General features: G+C 49.8%; 11 protein-coding genes. 2 read left to right on the top strand and 9 right to left on the bottom strand.

The genetic code is table 11. The features are described 5' to 3' along the window. Positions 1 to 212 precede the first annotated feature (212 nt). Positions 213 to 3,092: an excinuclease ABC subunit UvrA gene (uvrA, locus tag EPD17_RS18140; protein ID WP_132055918.1), complete on the bottom strand. Its 2,880-nt coding sequence runs from the start codon at positions 3,090 to 3,092 to the stop codon at positions 213 to 215. Positions 3,093 to 3,504: 412 nt separating this feature from the next. Between uvrA and EPD17_RS18135 the strand changes: the two genes are divergently transcribed. Further along, positions 3,505 to 4,293, top strand: coding sequence for a hypothetical protein (locus tag EPD17_RS18135; RefSeq protein WP_132055917.1), 789 nt, complete (start codon positions 3,505 to 3,507; stop codon positions 4,291 to 4,293). Between the two features lie 543 nt (positions 4,294 to 4,836). Here EPD17_RS18135 and EPD17_RS18130 read toward each other — a convergent pair. From EPD17_RS18130 to guaA, 7 genes are all read right to left on the bottom strand, one after another. After that, entirely contained in the window at positions 4,837 to 7,404 is a 2,568-nt protein-coding gene (locus EPD17_RS18130; RefSeq protein ID WP_132055916.1) for a ligase-associated DNA damage response DEXH box helicase, read from the bottom strand. Positions 7,405 to 7,545: 141 nt separating this feature from the next. After that, entirely contained in the window at positions 7,546 to 8,922 is a 1,377-nt protein-coding gene (locus tag EPD17_RS18125; protein ID WP_132055915.1) for a c-type cytochrome, read from the bottom strand. Between the two features lie 143 nt (positions 8,923 to 9,065). Continuing rightward, the gene (locus tag EPD17_RS18120; RefSeq protein ID WP_132055914.1) at positions 9,066 to 10,700 is read right to left on the bottom strand and encodes an ATP-dependent DNA ligase; all 1,635 of its coding nucleotides are present in this window, start codon (positions 10,698 to 10,700) and stop codon (positions 9,066 to 9,068) included. A gap of 116 nt (positions 10,701 to 10,816) precedes the next feature. Next, entirely contained in the window at positions 10,817 to 11,842 is a 1,026-nt protein-coding gene (locus EPD17_RS18115; protein ID WP_132055913.1) for a ligase-associated DNA damage response exonuclease, read from the bottom strand. Positions 11,843 to 11,956: 114 nt separating this feature from the next. Further along, a complete protein-coding gene (locus tag EPD17_RS20430) occupies positions 11,957 to 12,094 on the bottom strand; it encodes a DUF2256 domain-containing protein (RefSeq protein ID WP_114235483.1) in 138 nt (45 codons plus the stop codon). A gap of 98 nt (positions 12,095 to 12,192) precedes the next feature. Then, positions 12,193 to 13,371, bottom strand: a complete 1,179-nt coding sequence (locus tag EPD17_RS18105) for an ABC transporter substrate-binding protein (protein WP_132055912.1) — start codon at positions 13,369 to 13,371, stop codon at positions 12,193 to 12,195. A gap of 319 nt (positions 13,372 to 13,690) precedes the next feature. Further along, positions 13,691 to 15,232: a glutamine-hydrolyzing GMP synthase gene (gene guaA, locus EPD17_RS18100; protein WP_132055911.1), complete on the bottom strand. Its 1,542-nt coding sequence runs from the start codon at positions 15,230 to 15,232 to the stop codon at positions 13,691 to 13,693. 327 nt (positions 15,233 to 15,559) lie between these two features. Here guaA and EPD17_RS18095 point away from each other — a divergent pair, with 327 nt between their 5' ends. Then, positions 15,560 to 16,285, top strand: a complete 726-nt coding sequence (locus EPD17_RS18095) for a head GIN domain-containing protein (protein ID WP_132055910.1) — start codon at positions 15,560 to 15,562, stop codon at positions 16,283 to 16,285. A 33-nt stretch (positions 16,286 to 16,318) separates the two neighbouring features. Here EPD17_RS18095 and pbpC read toward each other — a convergent pair whose 3' ends face one another. Next, entirely contained in the window at positions 16,319 to 18,667 is a 2,349-nt protein-coding gene (gene pbpC, locus EPD17_RS18090) for a penicillin-binding protein 1C (protein ID WP_132055909.1), read from the bottom strand. Between the last annotated feature and the right edge of the window lie 162 nt (positions 18,668 to 18,829).

Raw genomic sequence — 18,829 nt, 5'->3', positions numbered from 1 at the left:
AAAACCTAATCCGTTCCCTATCAAAGTACCCTAAGCAATTTTATTAAACACGCATTGCAATATTTCTTACCAGAGTGGCACCGCCTGAACAGGCGGTGCCTTTTTTATAAAATGCAATTGCGGATTGGCGATTGCGGATTTCGGAAGTGTATCCTAATTGAAAACGTTTCTGATCTTCAATATTCCGAAATCCGCAATCCCAAAATCCGACATCACTTCAGTTCTTCCTTAAGGTATTTACCTGTAAAGCTTTCTTTTACTTTAAGCAATCCTTCCGGTGTGCCGGTGTATAAAATTTTACCACCGCCGCTGCCGCCTTCCGGCCCCAGGTCGATGATGTGGTCAGCCACTTTAATCACGTCCATATTGTGCTCAATTACCAGCACCGTGTTGCCACGATCCACCAGTTTGTTCAACACTTCCAATAGGTGATGAATATCTTCAAAATGAAGACCGGTAGTGGGTTCGTCGAGTATGTAAAATGTTTTGCCGGTATCTTTTTTTGCCAGTTCGGTTGCCAGCTTCACACGCTGTGCTTCGCCACCGCTCAGCGTTACCGCCGATTGGCCCAAGGTGATATAACCCAGGCCCACGTCTTCCAGCACTTTTATTTTACGATACAGGTAGGGCACGTTTTGGAAGAACTCCACTGCTTCTTCAACCGTAAGATTCAATACATCGGAAATACTTTTTCCTTTGTAACGGATCTCCAACGTTTCGCGATTGTAGCGCTTGCCGTTGCACTTTTCGCAATGCACATAGACATCGGGCAAAAAATTCATTTCGATGGTGCGCATACCGCTGCCTTCGCACACTTCGCAACGGCCGCTTTTTACATTGAACGAAAAACGCCCTGCATTATAGCCCCTGATCTTTGCCTCGGGTATCGATGCAAACAGTTGTCTTATTTCGGTAAAAAATCCGCAGTAGGTGGCTGGGTTGCTGCGCGGTGTACGGCCAATGGGCGACTGGTCGATTTCAATTACTTTATCGATATGCTCGAGCCCACTTACGGATTTGTACGGCATCGGTGTCATCCGCGAACCGTAGGCATGCACTGAAAGAATGGGATACAAAGTATCAGTAATCAAAGTGGATTTTCCGCTGCCGCTAACGCCGGTAACTACAATGAATTTTCCCAACGGAAACTTGACGGAAACATTCTTTAAGTTATGTCCCGATACGCCTTTTAATTCAACCGTATTTCCGTTGCCTGCACGCCGTTGTTTGGGCACAGCAATTTCGCGTTGACCGTTTAAAAATGAAGCAGTCAACGTGTTGCTGGCAAGCACTTCGGCAGGTGTGCCCTGCGCCATGATGCGGCCACCATGCCAGCCCGCTTTGGGGCCTACATCCACCAGGTGATCGGCAGCCAGCATGATGTCTTTATCGTGCTCTACAACGATCACCGAGTTGCCGATATCCCGCAGGTTTTGCAACGCAGTAATCAGCCGGTGGTTATCGCGTTGGTGCAGGCCAATAGAAGGTTCATCCAAAATGTAGGTAATGCCCTGCAACTGCGAACCAATTTGCGTAGCCAGCCTGATGCGCTGCGATTCGCCGCCACTTAGCGTACGGGTAGGCCGGTTGAGTGTGAGATAGGTAAGGCCCACATCCAGCAAAAACTGCAGCCGTTCTTTGATCTCTTTAATGATCTCGCGGCCAATAACTTGCTGGCGTTCGGTCAGGCGTTCTTCAATGCCTTCAAAAAATTGGATGAGTTGTACCAGGTCGTGGTTGCTGAGTTCGGCAATGTTGCGATCTGCCACTTTAAACCAAAGGCTTTCTTTTTTCAAGCGTGTGCCCGCACAGGTAGGGCAGGTGGCCAGTTCCATAAAGCCTTCGGCCCAGCGTTGGATGGCTTCTGATGTGCTGCTGGCAAACCAGCGTTTTACCAGGTTTACCACACCTTCAAAAGCACCATCGTAAACGGTGTTATCAGGGTCGGCATCAAACTCCCAGGCTTCCGCAGTTGGCTCTGTTTCCGATCCGAACAAAATAAAATTGATGGCCGATTGCGGCAGGTCGCGAACGGGCTTGTCCATGCTGAACTTTTGCTTTTTGGCAAAGCCCTGAACCTGTTTAAATATCTGTGCTTCCCGCTCGCCGCCCAGTGGCGCAATGCCGCCTTCATTCAGGCTCAGGGAGTCGTCGGGTATCACTGCACTTTTATCAACGCGATACACTTCTCCGAGGCCTTTACAGGTAGGACAAGCGCCGTACGGGGAGTTGAATGAAAATGTATTGGGCGAAGGTTCTTCATAAGAAAGGCCAGTGTCTTCGCACATTAGTTGGCGCGAATAGGCCACCACAGCCGCTTCTTTTTTCCCTTCCGGTTCCACCGACACAAACATCAGGTCTTTACCTGTCTTCAATGTTTGCTGCACGCTTTGGCTTACACGGGTACGTAGGTCGGCGGTAACTTTCAGTCGATCCACTACCAATTCAATGTCGTGAATCTTATAGCGGTCTACCTGCATTTTGGGCACCAGGTCTTTTATTTCGCCATCTACCCGCACTTTCAAAAAACCCTTCTTGCGCATTTCTTCAAACAGCTCACGATAATGTCCTTTGCGGCCGCGAACCAATGGCGCCAGCAAGGATATTTTTTGCCCGTTGAAGCGTTTGTAAATGTTGCCTACAATTTCATCTTCGCTCCACTTCACCATTTTTTTACCCGTGTTGTACGAGTACGCTTCGCCTGCACGTGCATACAGGAGGCGCAAAAAATCGTACACCTCGGTAACAGTGCCTACGGTTGACCGTGGATTTTTGTTGGTGGTTTTTTGCTCGATGGAAATCACCGGCGAAAGGCCTGTGATCTGGTCTACATCAGGGCGCTCCATTTCGCCAATAAACTGGCGGGCATAAGCACCAAATGTTTCCATATACCGGCGTTGCCCTTCGGCATAAATGGTATCAAATGCCAGCGACGATTTGCCGCTGCCGCTGATGCCCGTGATGACCACCAGCTTATTTTTTGGTATGGAAATATCAACGTTTTTCAGGTTGTGCTCCCTTGCTCCCAACACTTCAATAAATTCATCCTGTACCACCGGAGCAGTGGTTTTTTTCGGCTTAGTTTGTTTCATGTATTTGCGCTAAAAAAACGGCTGCAAAGATAGGATGGAAACAGCCCGTCGCACGGAATTTAACAGATATCGGTATTGGTTCAAAAAAAGAATTGGCAGGCTGCCGGTCATAGCTGTTTTGGTATGGGTTGTTTTACAAAATGGATGTAATAAAATGAGCGGGATTTATATAAATAGCGAAAGGCTTGTGCTTAACGAATGCTGCTAGCCTTGTTTGAATGTAATGCTCAACTATTGTAATTGAAAAATTACATTCTGGCACATACTTAGTCAACCTGTTTTACACCCGTAAGTGGGTTTGTTTGGCCCACATCGCTATTCGATGGCGTTTGATAATCAGTGATTTGCATTTTTGGCACAATATTGTATTACATGGGCCGAATCTCGTTTGAAACACCTAATCAGCTAACGTATGAAAAGCACCTTATTTTTAGCTACAGCCACTATAATTTTTTCGGCTGCTCAGGCCCAGGACTCAACCGGTACCGCTGGTACAATGGGCACAACCACTGCCACCGACACAACTAAAAAGTTGAATGCCTATGGCAGTTATTCTACCCGCGATTCCATTGCGGCCAAGTACAAATTGCAGCCCATGCCTGCACCCTTAACCATCGAAAAAATTTATCCTGTGCTGGGTAGTTACCAACTGGTAACAAATGCAGATGCTAGCGCAACTGTAACCACCGACGCGGCCGCAACAACAACTACTACTACCGATGCAACTACAACTGCAGTAGGTACTGATGCTGCTGTTGCTACAGCGCAAAACGTAACCATCACTTTGGATTCAGTGAACAAGGGAATGGTTTGGATTGAAGGTATGCCTCAGGGACGCATCAAAGCATACCTGAAAAAATCGCCTGCAACCTACCGCATCATTGCACAGAAAACCGACCTGGGTACTTCGGTTCCGGAAGGCACTTTGATTTTTGACCCTGCTACCAACGTATTGAACGTTGCATTGGGTACACCATTCAATGATGCAGATCCTGCTGGTGTATTTGCGCTGAGTGCAGGTACTACACCTGAGGACAACACTGCAGAAGTAAAGGTGAAAACCAAGAATAAAAAGGAGAAGACCAAAGTGGAATTCTTTACTGCAAACAAAGTGGTTGCAGATCAGCAACAACAAATGCAGCAAACCGGTAATGGTTTTGAAAGCGGCCTGCAGCAGGCGCAGCAAAACAACCAACAATAGTTTCTCATTTTCATTTGCATATACAAGGGCGGGGCCGTGATCTCACGGCCCCTTTTTTATGCCCGGAAGTTTGGGTGAATGTCGAACAGAGGTACAAGGAACAGATGAACAGAGGAAGTTTGATGGATAATTGCGAACAAGGAAAAGAATGAAGAGTTATGAATGAAGAATTCATAATGGTGTTTTGGTGACCAGGTGGCGAAATGATTTCGTTCAATAGATCTAAAGGAAGAGCACGATCATTAAATAAAAAAATGGGTGTAGCTCAAACCTGTTTATAGCAATAAAACTAAAAGATGGTATTATTTTGGGCGTAGCCCAAACCTGTGCTACATCTCGCTTTGTGAACTTCTTTGTTATAGGGTTGATCTACGATTAACGGGAAAAATTTAATAAGAAAATCATTGTGTTGCTACCGACAGGTATGGGCTACGCCCAATTAAAATGCAATACAAAACTGCAGAACGCAATTACCCGAATTAACTTGATCGTCATGAATGAAAAAGGAAGTTCAAATAATTAATAATCCATAATTAATAATTCTCACTCCCTTGCCAATTGCTGTTGCATTTTCCGAACCCGGTCTTCCAATTTTTCTGAGCTCAATGCTTCCCGCATGCTGTCTACTTTTATGGGAAAACATAGCGGCGTCAGTCGTTTGGGGAAAGTGAGCACAATTTTAGAATGCTGGATGCGGTGTAATGTTTGGCGCAGCCGCACTTCTTCCATTTGCTGGTCAAATACCTCCTGGTAAGCCTGCCGCAACAGCACATTTCCTTTATCGTATTCGTTGAACACATTGAACAACAAGCCCGCAGAAGCTTGCAGATGACGGGCTTTTTTTTGCTCGCCGGGGTAGCCGGTAAAGATCAATCCACCGATCACCGCAATGTCCCTAAATTTTCGTTTAGCCATCTCCGTGGCATTCACGCTGCGCTGGATATCGGCCAGTAAATTGTCGGCAGTAAACAGCTCGTACACATTTGTATCATCCACCGGGATGGGCTGGTCGGAGAGGAGCTCAAAACCATAGTCGTTCATGGCCAGCGAAAAGGTAATGGGCGTTTGCTGCGCAATGCGGTAGGCCAGCAATGCCGCCATTGCTTCATGCACCAGGCGGCCTTCAAACGGGTACACAAAAAGATGGAATCCGTCCTTCGTTTCAATTTGCTCAATAAGCAACTCGTTGCTGCGCGGAATATGCGATAACCGGTGCTGCAATTCAAACAGCGGGAACAGCGCTTCCAACTCCTGGTCTTCTGAAATGATGCCTTCTTCCACCTGCTCCGCAGCTTCATCCAGTTTTTGGCGCAGCCGGGTACCCAGGCTTTGCGATATCGACATGCGGCTGCCGCCCCAACTGGGTACCACCGCCTTTTTTGCGGTTGATTTTTTTACCAGCACCGTCATGTCTTTTATGTTCACCAGTTCCAACTGGCGGCCGGCCAGCATAAACACATCGCCGGGCTCCAAGCGGCTGATAAAAAACTCTTCGATCATACCAATGTATCCGCCTGTTGTTAGCTTTACTTTCAACATCGCTTCCGACACAATGGTACCAATATGCATGCGGTGGCGCATGGCAATTCGGCGGCTGGTTATTTTGTACAGCCCATCTTCTACCACCACCTTTTTGTATTCATCGTATTGCTGCAATGCAGTGCCGCCTGCGGTGATGAATTGAAGGATTTCGTCAAACTCGTCGCGGGTAAGATCGGTATAACAATACGTGCTGATTACTTCCTTAAATATTTCATCGGGACGAAAGCCATCCGATACTGCCAACGTGCACAGGTATTGTGTGAGCACGTCATAACAAAGCAACAGCGGTTCGCGGCTTTCAATTCCGGCATCGCCCACAGCGGCTTTCAGTGCAGCAGCTTCGGCTAGTTCAAGGGAGTGTGTTGGTAAAAAATAGATTTTACTCACCGCATCGGGGCTGTGGCCGCTGCGGCCTGCACGTTGTAAAAAGCGGGCAACGCCTTTTGGCGAACCCACCTGTATAACAGTTTCCACCGGTCGGAAATCGACGCCCAGATCCAGCGATGCAGTGGCAACTACGGCTTTTAATTTGCCTGCATGCAAGGCTTCTTCCACCCAGTTGCGCAACTCGTGTTCGATGGAGCCGTGGTGTAACGCAATGGCGCCGGCCAACTCGGGTGCAATGGTGAGCAGGCTATGATACCATATCTCACTCATGGCGCGGGTGTTGATGAAAATAAGCGTGGTGCGGCTGCTATCGATGATGGGCAAAACTTTTTGCGCCAGCTTGATGCCTAAATGACCCGCCCAGGGATACTTTTCAATCTCGTCGGGCAGAATGGATTCAATCTCTATTTTTTTGGCCACTTTGGCCCGTACAATTACCGGCTCAACATCGCCCAGCGGTTTTAATAAAACTTCCATAGCCTGGTGTAGGTTGCCGATGGTTGCAGAGATGCCCCAGAGGGATAGTTGGGAGTTGGGGGTTGGCAGTTGAGAGGTCCTGGGTTTTTTGGAAGCCGCGGATTTTTTAGATGTTGTTACTTCCTTTGTTTCATCGCTTTTAGTGCAATGTATGATGCGGCTAATGGCCAATTCTACCTGCACGCCACGCTTGCCCCCCAATAGTTCGTGCCATTCGTCTACCGCTAAAATTTTAAGGCTTTTAAAAACTTCTGCATACCCCTTTTGTGCCAGCATCAGGTGCAGGCTTTCCGGGGTGATGATGAGCACTTCGGGTACCTGCCGTTTTTGCCGCTGCCGTTCGGCCATAGTGGTATCGCCATTGCGGATGCCCACCTGCCATTGCATGCCCAGTTCAGCAATTACTTCTTCCATAGCGCGGCCGATGTCCTTGGCCAGTGCCCGCAGTGGTGTGACCCAAATCAGCTGCAATCCATTCTTGCTTTTTTTCTGGTAATCGGTAGGATGGTGGTTGATGAATTGAATGACGGCGCCCAAAAACACGGAGTATGTTTTGCCCATGCCCGTGGGTGCATTTACCAGTCCGCTGCGGCCGCCCAGGATATATTGCCAAGCTTCCTGCTGGAATGCAAAAGGCTTGAAGCCCTGCGCCGACAGCCATTTATTGACGATCTTATATCCTTTGGATTGTTGTAATTCTTGCACGATGTTTTAGGGATTGAACGGTATACGCTCATAAATCTATGCCAATGGTGGGGCAAAACGAAAAGCCGAATATAGAACTGAACGCACAAGAGTGCGACGCAACAGGTGACTATTAATGTTGCTGCAGCTTGAAACAAAATATCAAATGGTCTTTAAATACTCCAACACCGCTTTGCGTTCGGCATCGGTGAGCCGGTCGCCAAAGGTGTGGCCGTAGTTGCCATAACCCGGCAGCGTGGTATTGTATGCCTTGTTTTTAGGGGCGTCGTGGGACTCATGTTTCCAGCCCAAGCCTTCATAATCGTATTCGGGTTTTTCAAAATTGCGCGACCAATACTTGGGACGCAGCTTGCTGTTCAACAACGCTTCCAGCGTAGGCACGGAACCGTTGTGCAGGTACGGCGCAGTGATCCAAATACCATCAAGCGGCGGCGCTATATAACCCGCAAAAGGCTCGAGCCGGGCCGGATGATCGCCGGTGGTAAACCAGCTGTTATTGAACCATTCGATAAACTGCGGGGCAGAATAATTGCTTTTGAAGAGGAACGAATCGGTGCCGATAATGGCCTGCGGAATAAGCAGGTTGGGATATTTTTCATTGTCGCCATAACTGCCGTGGCAGGTGCCACATTTTTTTTCAAAAATGGGTTTGCCCACAGCCGCCAGTTCCTGGTCAATCTCTTTTGGATATTTGGGCGGCTCCAGCGAATGCAGGTAAGAGAGCACATCGGGCATGTGCTTGTCCACACCCGCAGCCTCCGAGGTATCGCTAACGGTGAGCAGGTTGGAAGCCATCAGGAACCGGCCAAAATCGCCGCGGCCAAAGCCGTTGTAAAACATGGCGTTCTTTTTCTTGAGCAGCCACCAGGGCGGCGTATCGGTAGGCACTACTACATCGTTGGGCACGGGCACCCGCGATTCGTTGCTCCATTTTAAAGTGGTGGGGTCGCGGTGGGATAGGAGTAAATAAGTGAGCCGACCGGCCAGGTTCACACCCCGCACATCGGCCTGCAGATTGGGCGCCAATGTTTTGGTAACGGTTAAAAAAGGCTCGGCCGCTTCGTACGATCTGGGCGATGTTGTTTTTAAAACTTTTTCCAACAGGCCAATGCTTTTGGCACCCAGCTGCTGCCCGCTGGTAAAATCGATAAAGGTGTTGCCCAAGCCCATAACCAATTGTCCTTCAAACGGCTGCGCATGACATTGCAGGCAATTGGGTGCCACCAGCGGCTCGCCGTTGAGTGCGGTGATGGCGGTAAAACCATGCGGCAGTTTTTTATTGCGGCCTTCGCGTTGCAGGTAAATGGGCTCCTTGGGCGCCAGGCCAAACACGCCGTGTGGAATGCCGCTTTTTACATAGTCGCCGGTAACGAGGTACTCATAGCCTTTTTGTGCATCGCCAAATCGTTGCGGCGAAGCGGGAATGGGAACGGGTTCAGGCACGGCTTTGTTCAACATGCCCGCGGCCAACGCCAGCAGGCCAAACAGCAGTACCGAGAAAATTGTTGCCTTGTGCATCACTGCTAAATAACAGGAAAATGGGGTAAATGTTGTATCGAACGGTTACGAAAGGTAAACCGTGCTGTTAGGCCCACAAGTTTGCAGCCACAAAGCCTGAACAAAAGCTGAAAATTTCAAGTGCTCATTCCTAGCGATGAAACTCATTTCCCATACACTTCCAACATCCGCTTTAAATCTTCTAACGTATTGATCTCTTGTACGGTCTTGTCCTTCCGCCAACGGAGCATCCTGGGAAAACGCAGTGCCACGCCGCTTTTGTGCCGGTTGGATGCTGCAATGCCTTCAAAAGCCAGTTCAAATACCAGCTCCGGTTTTACGGTACGCACCGGGCCAAATTTTTCCAGCGAATTACGTTTTACAAATGCATCTACCTGTGCAAATTCTTTATCCGTCAAACCCGAGTAAGCCTTAGTGAACGGAACCAATTTATCGCCATCCCAAACGGCAAAAGTATAATCGGTGTACAGACCACTGCGGCGGCCTGCGCCTTTTTGTGCATAGATCATCACGGCATCAATGGTCAACGGGTCGATCTTCCATTTCCACCAATCACCGCGTTTGCGGCCCACCTGGTAAATGGAGCTCCGCTTCTTGATCATAAAGCCCTCAGCATTCATTTCACGTGACTGTTCGCGCAGGGTTTTTAACTCCTCCCAATCCTCGAAACGGACCACCGGCGAAAGCTCCAATGCGGTGTAGTTCCATTGTGCCATCAATGCTTCAAGTTTTGAGCGCCGTTCGCTCAGTGGGTGGCTGCGCCAGTCTTCACCTTCGTATTCTAAGAGGTCGTACACGATGAATCCTGCCGGTGCTTCCTGCAATTGTTTTTTAGTTACATTTTTGCGCCCAATGCGGGTTTGTAGGGAAGAAAAAGGCAGCGGCCTTCGGAATGTAGTTGCGCCCGCTTCTGCAGGCGGCAGGCTGATGATTTCGCCATCCAGCGCAATGCCGTCGGGCAATAAGTATTGCAGCGAATGATACTCCGGAAATTTTTCCGTCATCAATTCCTCGCCGCGGCTCCATACAAACAATTCTCCCTGCCGCTTGATGATGAGGCCGCGGATGCCATCCCATTTCCACTCCACCTGCCAATCTTCGGGGTTGCCCAAACTTGCTGGTTCATCTTCTAACGCATAAGCCAAGTAAAAAGGATAAGGCTTGGAAAGATCGGTGGCATGTGCTTCCTCGCCGGTCAGTTCGTCGAAGGTGATGGTGCCCGGATCCCAATTTCCCGAAATGCGGTGGGCAATAACCGATGCTTCGGCGCCGGTAGCTTTGGCGAGTGCATTTACCATCGCTTTTTGAGACACCCCGATGCGGAATGAGCCCGTAATGAGTTTATTAAATACAAATCGTTCGCTGCGGTTTAGTTCCGCCCAGCTTTCCAGGATGAATTTTTTCCGTACCGGCTCTTCTTCTTTTTCAATGCGCTTGAGTTGTTCGATGTAGTAGTATAGCGGCCGCTCGTCGTCGCGTCGTTCATTGTACGCCGCTTGGTTTTCGGGCAGCAGTAGCGCAATGGTTTCAGCAAGGTCGCCTACGGTGTGCCAGCATTCATCGAACATCCAGAAGGGCAGCTTCGCCAACTCTACACAGTAGGTGGCAAGTTGCGTGGAGTTAACGGCACGCCGCGGCCTGCGGCCACTGAAGATGGCAATCACCCAAACCTTATCACGGTCATCCGCAACCGAAAAATACTGCACCAGTGCATCCAGCTTTTCGTTGGTTTTTGTAGTCGTTCCCAATTTGGCAACCAGTGCAGCAAAATGACGCATGAATTGAGTTTAGTTTTTTGTTTGAGTTTTGAACCACAAAGACACAAAGGTCACGAAGTAGCACAACGGGATCTCTTAGTGAACCTTAGTGCCTTAGCGGCTTTGTGTTTCAAAAATCAATCTTCTATTTTTTCTAAAACATCAGTTGACTTTTCTTCGGTTTCGTCGTCGCCGTATTCGGTTTTTACTTCTTTGGCAATAAAACCGTGCTCGTTGAGGTAACGGCCAAATGCAGCCGTAAAACCATGCGTTACATACACGCATTCTGCCTCTGTAGCTTTGATAGCCTTTAGCAGCCCATCCCAGTCGGCATGATCGCTGAGCGGAAAACCTGCATCTGCATTGCGCCTGCGCATGGCGCCCCGCACAGCCATCCAACCGCTGCACACACCTGTAGCCAGCGGCGCAAACCGGCGCATCCATGGCGTGCCTTCGGCCGATGAAGGTGCAATGACCACTGCGCCTTTCAGCCATTCTTTCGGTGTGTCCGGCGTAACGCGGTGCACCTCGGGCAGCTTGATGCCGGCATTGACCAGCGCCATGTGCACATTGTAAACTGCGCCATGCACCAGTATGCGGTCGGTCACTTCGGCAAGGCAGGGGAGCAGGCGCTGCGCTTTGCCCAGGCTGTAAGCAAACAAGAGCGATGATTTACCTGCGGCTTTATTTTTCAATACCCATTGCTGTATATCGGAAAAAATCTGTGCCTGCGGTTTCCATTGATAAATGGGCAAGCCAAAAGTGCATTCCGAGATAAAGTTGTGGCATTTCACCGGCTCAAACTCGCCGCTCATTCCATCGTTTTCCAATTTATAATCGCCGCTCACTACCCACACTTCGCCCTTATGTTCAAGGCGTATTTGCGAAGAGCCAATGATATGCGCTGCTGGATGCAGGGAAATGTTCACGCCGTTGATGCTGACCGGCTCATTATAGCCAACTGTTTCGTAATGGCCCGGTCCCAGCCGTGTTTCTAAAATCGGTTTGGTATCGGTGTGGCACAAATAAGATTTGCTACCCCAGCGGGCATGATCGCTATGTCCATGGGTAATAAGTGCCTTGGATACCGGCCGCCACGGATCGATAAAAAAATCGCCGGCGCGGCAGTAAAATCCATGGTCAGTAAATTCGATCAGGGGCATGGTGGGCATTTTTTGCGTTGATAGTTGGTAGTTGATAGTTGATAGCAGATAGCAGGAAGCTAATGGATGATAGCATTGCCTTTAGTTTTATCTGTCAACTACCAACTATCAACTTTAAACTTTCTTCCTATTCCTCCGGCATCGTTCGCTGCAATAGATAACCTCATCCCAAACTTTCTGCCATTTCTTGCGCCATTGAAATGGCCTGTTGCAAACAGGGCATATTTTGGTGGGTAAATGTTGTTTGTGCATCCCTTTAATAACAAACAATGCCGCGGTGCGTTCGGCAAAAAAGGAGGCAACCTTTTGGGTTGCCCTGAATATTTTTTTACCAATAAAAATGCTGGTGTTTAAAACGCGTTTCGCACCACGTCCATCGCACCATTGATGCGCCGGACAAAGTAGAGTTTTTTGTTTTCAAAATAATCCAGCGTCATGCTTTGCTTATTGGTAAAGACCGGCTGGATATCATATTGCGTGAACACATAGTTGCCTTTGCGCGACAGGTTAGAAGCCACGTCGGTCTTGGTTTCAAGCAGTAATTGCGCAAAGCGCAGCATGGTTTCGTAGCCGCGGAAAAACAGGTCGGTGGGGCGCCCCTCAATTCTATCTTCAAACACATTACCGATATGGGCCGCCAGCCGTTCGCTGCGGTTGATGTAAAAAGGCGTGCTGTAAATAATTTCCAGCGGCCTGAACTCCGACCGGCTAAAAGCCCGGATGTTTTCCCAAGTGGGCATACCCATCAGGGTAATGGGGTATTTGTTGCCGATGGAGGCCAGCTCCGAAGCCAGGTCTTCGCCAAAATTTTGGTCGAGGCTGCCGGCAATAACCACGGTGCGGCGGGTGCTGTCGAGGCGGGCGGTAAAAGAACTGCTGTTAAAGCCGTTGGTTACATCCAGCGTTTCAATAGCGAGGCGTTTGTCGATGGTGCTTTGGCCGATGTCGTTGAAATAATCACGCAACTGGTTTTCCTGCGCACCATTTTTCCGGAACAACACAATTTTATCGCGGCTGTGGTAGGTTTGGAGGTAGCGGTAAATGCCTTCGCAGTGGGCCCGCAGCGTAGAGTTGAGGATTACGAAATAAGGGTTGTTGTTCACGCCGGCGTCGTTGGGGAGCGTGGCCGAAATGAGGGGCACTTTTTTGCGCAGCGCCGCTTCGGCCAGCTGGCGTACCTCGGCATTGCTGGCGTTGGCAATGATCAGTTCCACATCGTTCATGGCCGGGTTACTGATGATGTCGCTAACACCGCTTCTTTTGGAGCGGGTATCGTACACAAACACTTCCAGCGGCGCCCCCATTTTTTGCAACGAATCCAGCGCCATTTGGGCACCCTGGTAAAACTCGAGGCCGGGATTAAGGAATTTGGGAAACTCTTTGCCGTAGCGGTAGTTGGCGCCGTTGAACACAGAATCGAGGTAAAGCGGGGCAAAAAGGGCAATCTTGTGCCGCTTCATGTTCTGCGCCAGCCCCGAGGTATGGGCCAGCAACAGGAGTCCCGCAATGAGATAAATTCCTTTTTTCATGGTGTTCAATTTTAGGCAGCGGTTTGCTTACTGCTGACTTTGCTTCAGCAAATTAAGCACCCTAATGGTTAGCAGAAAGGTATTTAGGAAGAGTTTAATAAGAATGTCGAACAGATGAACAAGGAATGTCGAAGTAGGGGTCGAGGGATTATTGATTATGAATTATTAATTATTAGTGTTACTCACAAATTCATAAAACATTATTTATCATCCATCATTCCTCTTTATCATTTAGCATTCCTTGTTCCTTGTGCATTATTCCTTCCCAACTTCATCTGTTCGTCTGTTCCTTGTTCGTCTGTTCGATATTCTTAATTCCTTACTCCCATTCAATCGTAGCGGGCGGCTTCGAGGAAATATCGTACACCACCCGGTTGATGCCCCGCACCGAGTTGATGATCTCGTTCGACACATGCGCCAGGAAATCGTAGGGGAGGTGTGCCCAATCGGCGGTCATGCCATCTACCGAGGTAACGGCACGCAAGGCCACTGTAAACTCGTAAGTACGTTCGTCGCCCATTACGCCCACACTTTTTACCGGCAATAATATGGTACCTGCCTGCCACACGGTGCTGTACAGGTTGTGGCTTTTCAGCGCTTTTACATAAATATCATCGGCATCTTGCAGCAAGGCCACTTTTTCCGGTGTGATCTCGCCCAAGATGCGGATGGCCAGGCCAGGACCGGGAAACGGATGGCGGTTGAGCAAGTCGTCGGGGATGCCCAGTTCCTTGCCCACGCGGCGCACCTCGTCTTTAAACAAGTAGCGCAGCGGCTCCACCAGCTTCAGGTGCATTTTTTCGGGCAGGCCGCCTACGTTGTGGTGCGATTTGATGGTAACCGAAGGGCCGTGCACCGACACCGATTCAATTACGTCGGGGTAAATGGTGCCCTGCCCCAGGAACGATGCATCACGGTCTTCGGCGGTGGCTGCTTCCTGAAACACATCAATAAACAATTTGCCAATGGCCTTACGTTTTTCCTCCGGATCGGTTTTGCCGGCCAGCGCATCGTAAAAACGCTGTTTGGCATCGATGCCGGTAACGTTGAGGCCCAGTTGCTTATAAATTTCCAGAACCTGGTAAAATTCGTTTTTGCGCAGCACGCCATTGTCTACAAAAATGCCGTGGAGGTTTGGGCCAATAGCGCGGTGAATCAGCGTGGCGGCCACGGTGCTGTCCACACCGCCGCTCAGCGCCATGATCACTTTTTTATCGCCGATCTGCTCTTTCAGCGCGGCAACGGTTTCAGTTACAAAATGCGCCGGCGTCCAGGCCTGGCTGCAGCCGCACACATTTACCAAAAAGTTGCTCAGTATTTTTTTGCCTTCAATGGAATGGTATACCTCGGGGTGAAACTGCAGGCCATAAAGCGGCTTCAGGGCCGTATCCTCGCTTTTAAAAGCTGCCACCGGGATGGAATCGGTAGTGGCCAGCAGTCGGAAATTGGGCGGCATTTGCAAAATGGAATCGCCGTGGCTCATCCAAACCTGCGATGAAGGCGTAATGCCGTTGAGCAGCAGTTCTTCGCTTTGCAGGTGCAGAAATGCGCGGCCGTATTCGCGTTTGGCGCTCCGCTCTACCGAGCCGCCAAATTGCTTGGCGGTAAGCTGTGCGCCGTAGCAAATGCCCAGAACCGGTGTGTTGGCGGCGAGGGCTTTTACATCTACCAGCGGGGCCGCTTCGTCGTTCACCGAAAAAGGCGAACCCGAAAGGATCACGCCTTTGATGGATGGATCGTTTTGCGGACCCGCTTTAGAAAAGGGCAGAATTTCGCAGTATACGTTGGCTTCACGCACCGCACGGGCAATGAGCTGGGTGTATTGCGAGCCAAAATCGAGGATGATGATTTTTTCCGTCATAAGAGGCCGCTAAGGTAAGTTATGCGGGGGAAAGACCGAAGACCGAAGACCGAAGACCGAAGACCGAAGACCGAAGACCGAAGACCGAAGACCGAAGACCGAAGACCGAAGACCGAAGACCGAAGACCGAAGACCGAAGAAATTTTTTAAGGTACAACCTTATTGCCTAGCCCGGCCGCAGCAAACTCCCGGCTTTGAACTCCAAACTCTGAACTCCAGACTGCCAACCCCCAACTCTCAACTTTCTTCCGACTTCCGTCTTCTGTCTTCGGACTTCTCTGTAACCAGTTCTGTATATTTAGCGTCGTAATACCAAAATAGACATACATGAAACCAACTGCCCTGCTTGTAGCACTTTGTTCTTTATTGTTAATGACATCCTGCCGGTTTATGGGCGGCAAACGGGTGGAGGGCAATGGCAACCGCACCAGCCAAACCCGCTCCATCGGCTCGTTCGATGGTGTAGAAGTGCGGGGCGGCATTGATGTGATCATCAGCCCGGGCACCGAGCATATTTTGCGCATTGAAGCCGACGAAAACCTGATGGAATTTATTGAAGTGGACAACAACGGCGGCACTGTGGAAGTGGGCTCCCGTGATGGATATAACCTGCGCTCCAAAGGCGGCATCAAAGTATATGCAACGGCGCCCATGTTTGAACGCATCGGCGTTTCGGGCAGCGGCGATATCCGCTCTACCGGTATGGTAAAAGGTGGCAAAGGACTGGAACTGGAGATTCGCGGCAGCGGCGACATCCAGCTGGCCGTTGATGCGCCCCAAGTAAGCACCGAAATTTCGGGCAGCGGCTCGGCACGCATCCAGGGCACTACCCGCAAGTTTGATGCTGGCATCCGTGGCAGCGGCGATGTGCATGCGTTTGAGTTGCTGAGCGAAACCGCCAATGTAGATATTGCCGGCAGCGGCAACGCCGAAGTGTTTGCTTCGAAAGAACTTTCTGTTGAAATAAAAGGCGCCGGCGATGTTTCGTACAAAGGTGGTGGTACCGTAAACCAAAAGATCATGGGTGCCGGTAATGTGCGGAGGGTGCAGTAGGAAAAGTCAGAAAAGACAGAAAAGCCTGGAGCTTTAAAAATCAACATACTTCACTATAATAGATACGTTCCGGTTCCGGCCTTTATCGTCGGTGCAGGAAATTTTTAAGGGCCCTTCTGCCGGTAGGTAGAAGGGCTTTTCATTGGCGCCCGTGGCTTTGTAAAACTGGTCGTTTACATACCAGTACAGTTTGCTTACATCATTACCGGCCTGTGCGCTTAGTTGTATGGGCTCAGGGTTGGTTTTGCTTACAAAATACTCTGTTGCATTTTGCGGGGAAATGATTTGCGGCCCGCCAGTTTGAAAGATTTTTTCGCAGGCCGGGTTGTGCGGCGGCACCTGTTCGTAAACAGTGCCCTTGGCTGCAAAGTAAGCTTGCATTTCCGGTAAAATATGCGGGTACAATTTTTTGCGGTAGCCGCTTTGCGGAGCGCATTGCGAACAATAAGAAATGCGTTCTTCCGGGTCAATTTTTATTTCCACTGCATGCTCACAGGTATGCGTAGCCGAAACCAGCGGTATAAAATAATCCAACGTTTTTTCGGTGCAATAGGCCGAAGGTGGCAACCCGCTTTGTGTGCACACCTGGCGCTGCTCGGTGCCTTCGGGTGGGGCAAACCAGCTTTCGCTGCTGTTGTAATCAATTGAATTAAAAATCTTGAATAAGAGCGGCGTGGCAGTTTCAGCACCGCTTAGATCGGGCACGCCCAGCCCCGAAAAATTGCCCACCCACACACCCACGGTAAAGCGTTTATTGTAGCCAATGCTCCAGGCATCGCGGCGGCCATACGAGGTTCCGGTTTTCCATGCAATGCGCGGCATATGCTCGGTAGCCTGCCAGTTGATGGGAAAATCCGGGCGGTCGGCTTTGGACAGCATATTGTTGATAAAAAATGCAGCCGAGGAGGAAAGCACCGGCACTTGCAGCGGCCGTTCATCTGTTTGCGCATAGTGCGGTGCTACAAATGTGCCGCCGTTGGCAAATGCCGAAAAAAGACCGGTCAGTTCCTCCAGCGTGGTGCCGCAGCCACCCAGTATCAGCGACAGCCCCAGTTTGCTTTCATCCTTCCTGATTTGCTTGAACTGGATTGCGGAAAGTTTGCCCACAATCTTATCCTTGCCCAACTGCTTTAGGCTGCGTACCGCAGGTATGTTCAGCGAGTGTGCCAATGCATACTCCACCGTTACCGGTCCGCTGTACTGCCGGTCGTAATTTTCGGGTGCATAGCCATCATACACAATCGGCACATCGTACAATATCTGTTTGGGCGTAAGCAAACCTTCGTCCATGCATAGCCCATACACCAGCGGCTTCAGCGTGCTGCCCGGTTGGCGCACCGCGGCGGCGCCGTTTACCTGTCCGCCATCTGTGGTGTCGTAAAAGTCGGCCGAGCCAACATAGGAAACCACTTTGTGGCTTTGGTTGTCGATCACCACAACCGATGCATTGTGGATGTTGTGCAGCCGCAATGACCGCACATAATCGGCCACTAGCTTTTCAATTTTCAATTGCGTGTTGAGCCAGATAAAACTTTTGATATTGTTGTCGCTGCTTGCCTTGGATAATTTGTAAGCCAGGTGCGGAATATGCCGCGGCACGCTGTGCCTTGTTGCCAGCAGTGGCTCGGCAAGCGCATCTTCAATTTCTTGTGTGGTAAAAACATTTGTAGCCGCCAGCCGCTGCAGCCACATGTTGCGGCCTTCAATAATGGCGTCGTTGTTTTTGCCCACCACAAGCGATGATGGCCGGTTGGGAATAATGGAAAGCGCAACGATCTCGGCCAGCGAAAGATGCTCCGGTGATTTTTGAAAATACAGCCATGCCGCCGACTTCACACCTTCGATGTTGCCACCGTACGGCACCAGGTTGAGGTATAGTTGTAAAATTTCTTTTTTACTGTATTTCCATTCCAGTTGCAATGCCCTAAATGCTTCTACAACCTTTGCACCAGCGGTGCGCTTTTGCGGGTGCAGCAGCCGCGCTACCTGCATGGTAATGGTGGATGCACCGGATGTGCGGCGCCCTTTAGAAATATTGTTGACCAATGCACGGCCAACGGCAAATGGGTTGACGCCGGGATGATGAAAAAAGTAGCGGTCTTCTTTGGCAACGATGGCTTTTTGCAGGAGCGGCGAAATTTCGGACAGCTCCGTTTTCATGCGCCATTTCTGGTCCGGCGTGAGGTATGCATGCAACACCTGGCCCCGTTCGTCGGTAATAATGGTGGAATAAGCAACAGCATCGCGTAGCGGAAAAATCAGGTGCAGCAATAGAAAAAGCAGTGGTAAGGCCAGCAACGCAATTACCAATCTTTTAACGTACAACCAGCCCTTTGCGGCTGTAATTTTCTGCAACAATTTATCCGGCACAAATGCATTCATCAAGTCTGCCTCCTTAGTGGGATTGATAAGACTAATATCCGCTCTTTTTTTACAATAACGAAGTTTGTATAGCCCGTTGGTTGTTCATACTAAGTTAATAATGTGGCAGTATCATTGCCCGCCGGCTTTGTTGCGCCAGCCGTTACCATTGCATTCTTTTAA

The sequence above is a fragment of the Pseudocnuella soli genome (assembly GCF_004347775.1).
Lineage (GTDB): Bacteria > Bacteroidota > Bacteroidia > Chitinophagales > Chitinophagaceae > Flavisolibacter > Flavisolibacter aquaticus.
Note: the sequence above shows the minus strand (reverse complement) of the source record. Positions and strands in the feature narration are given on the sequence as shown.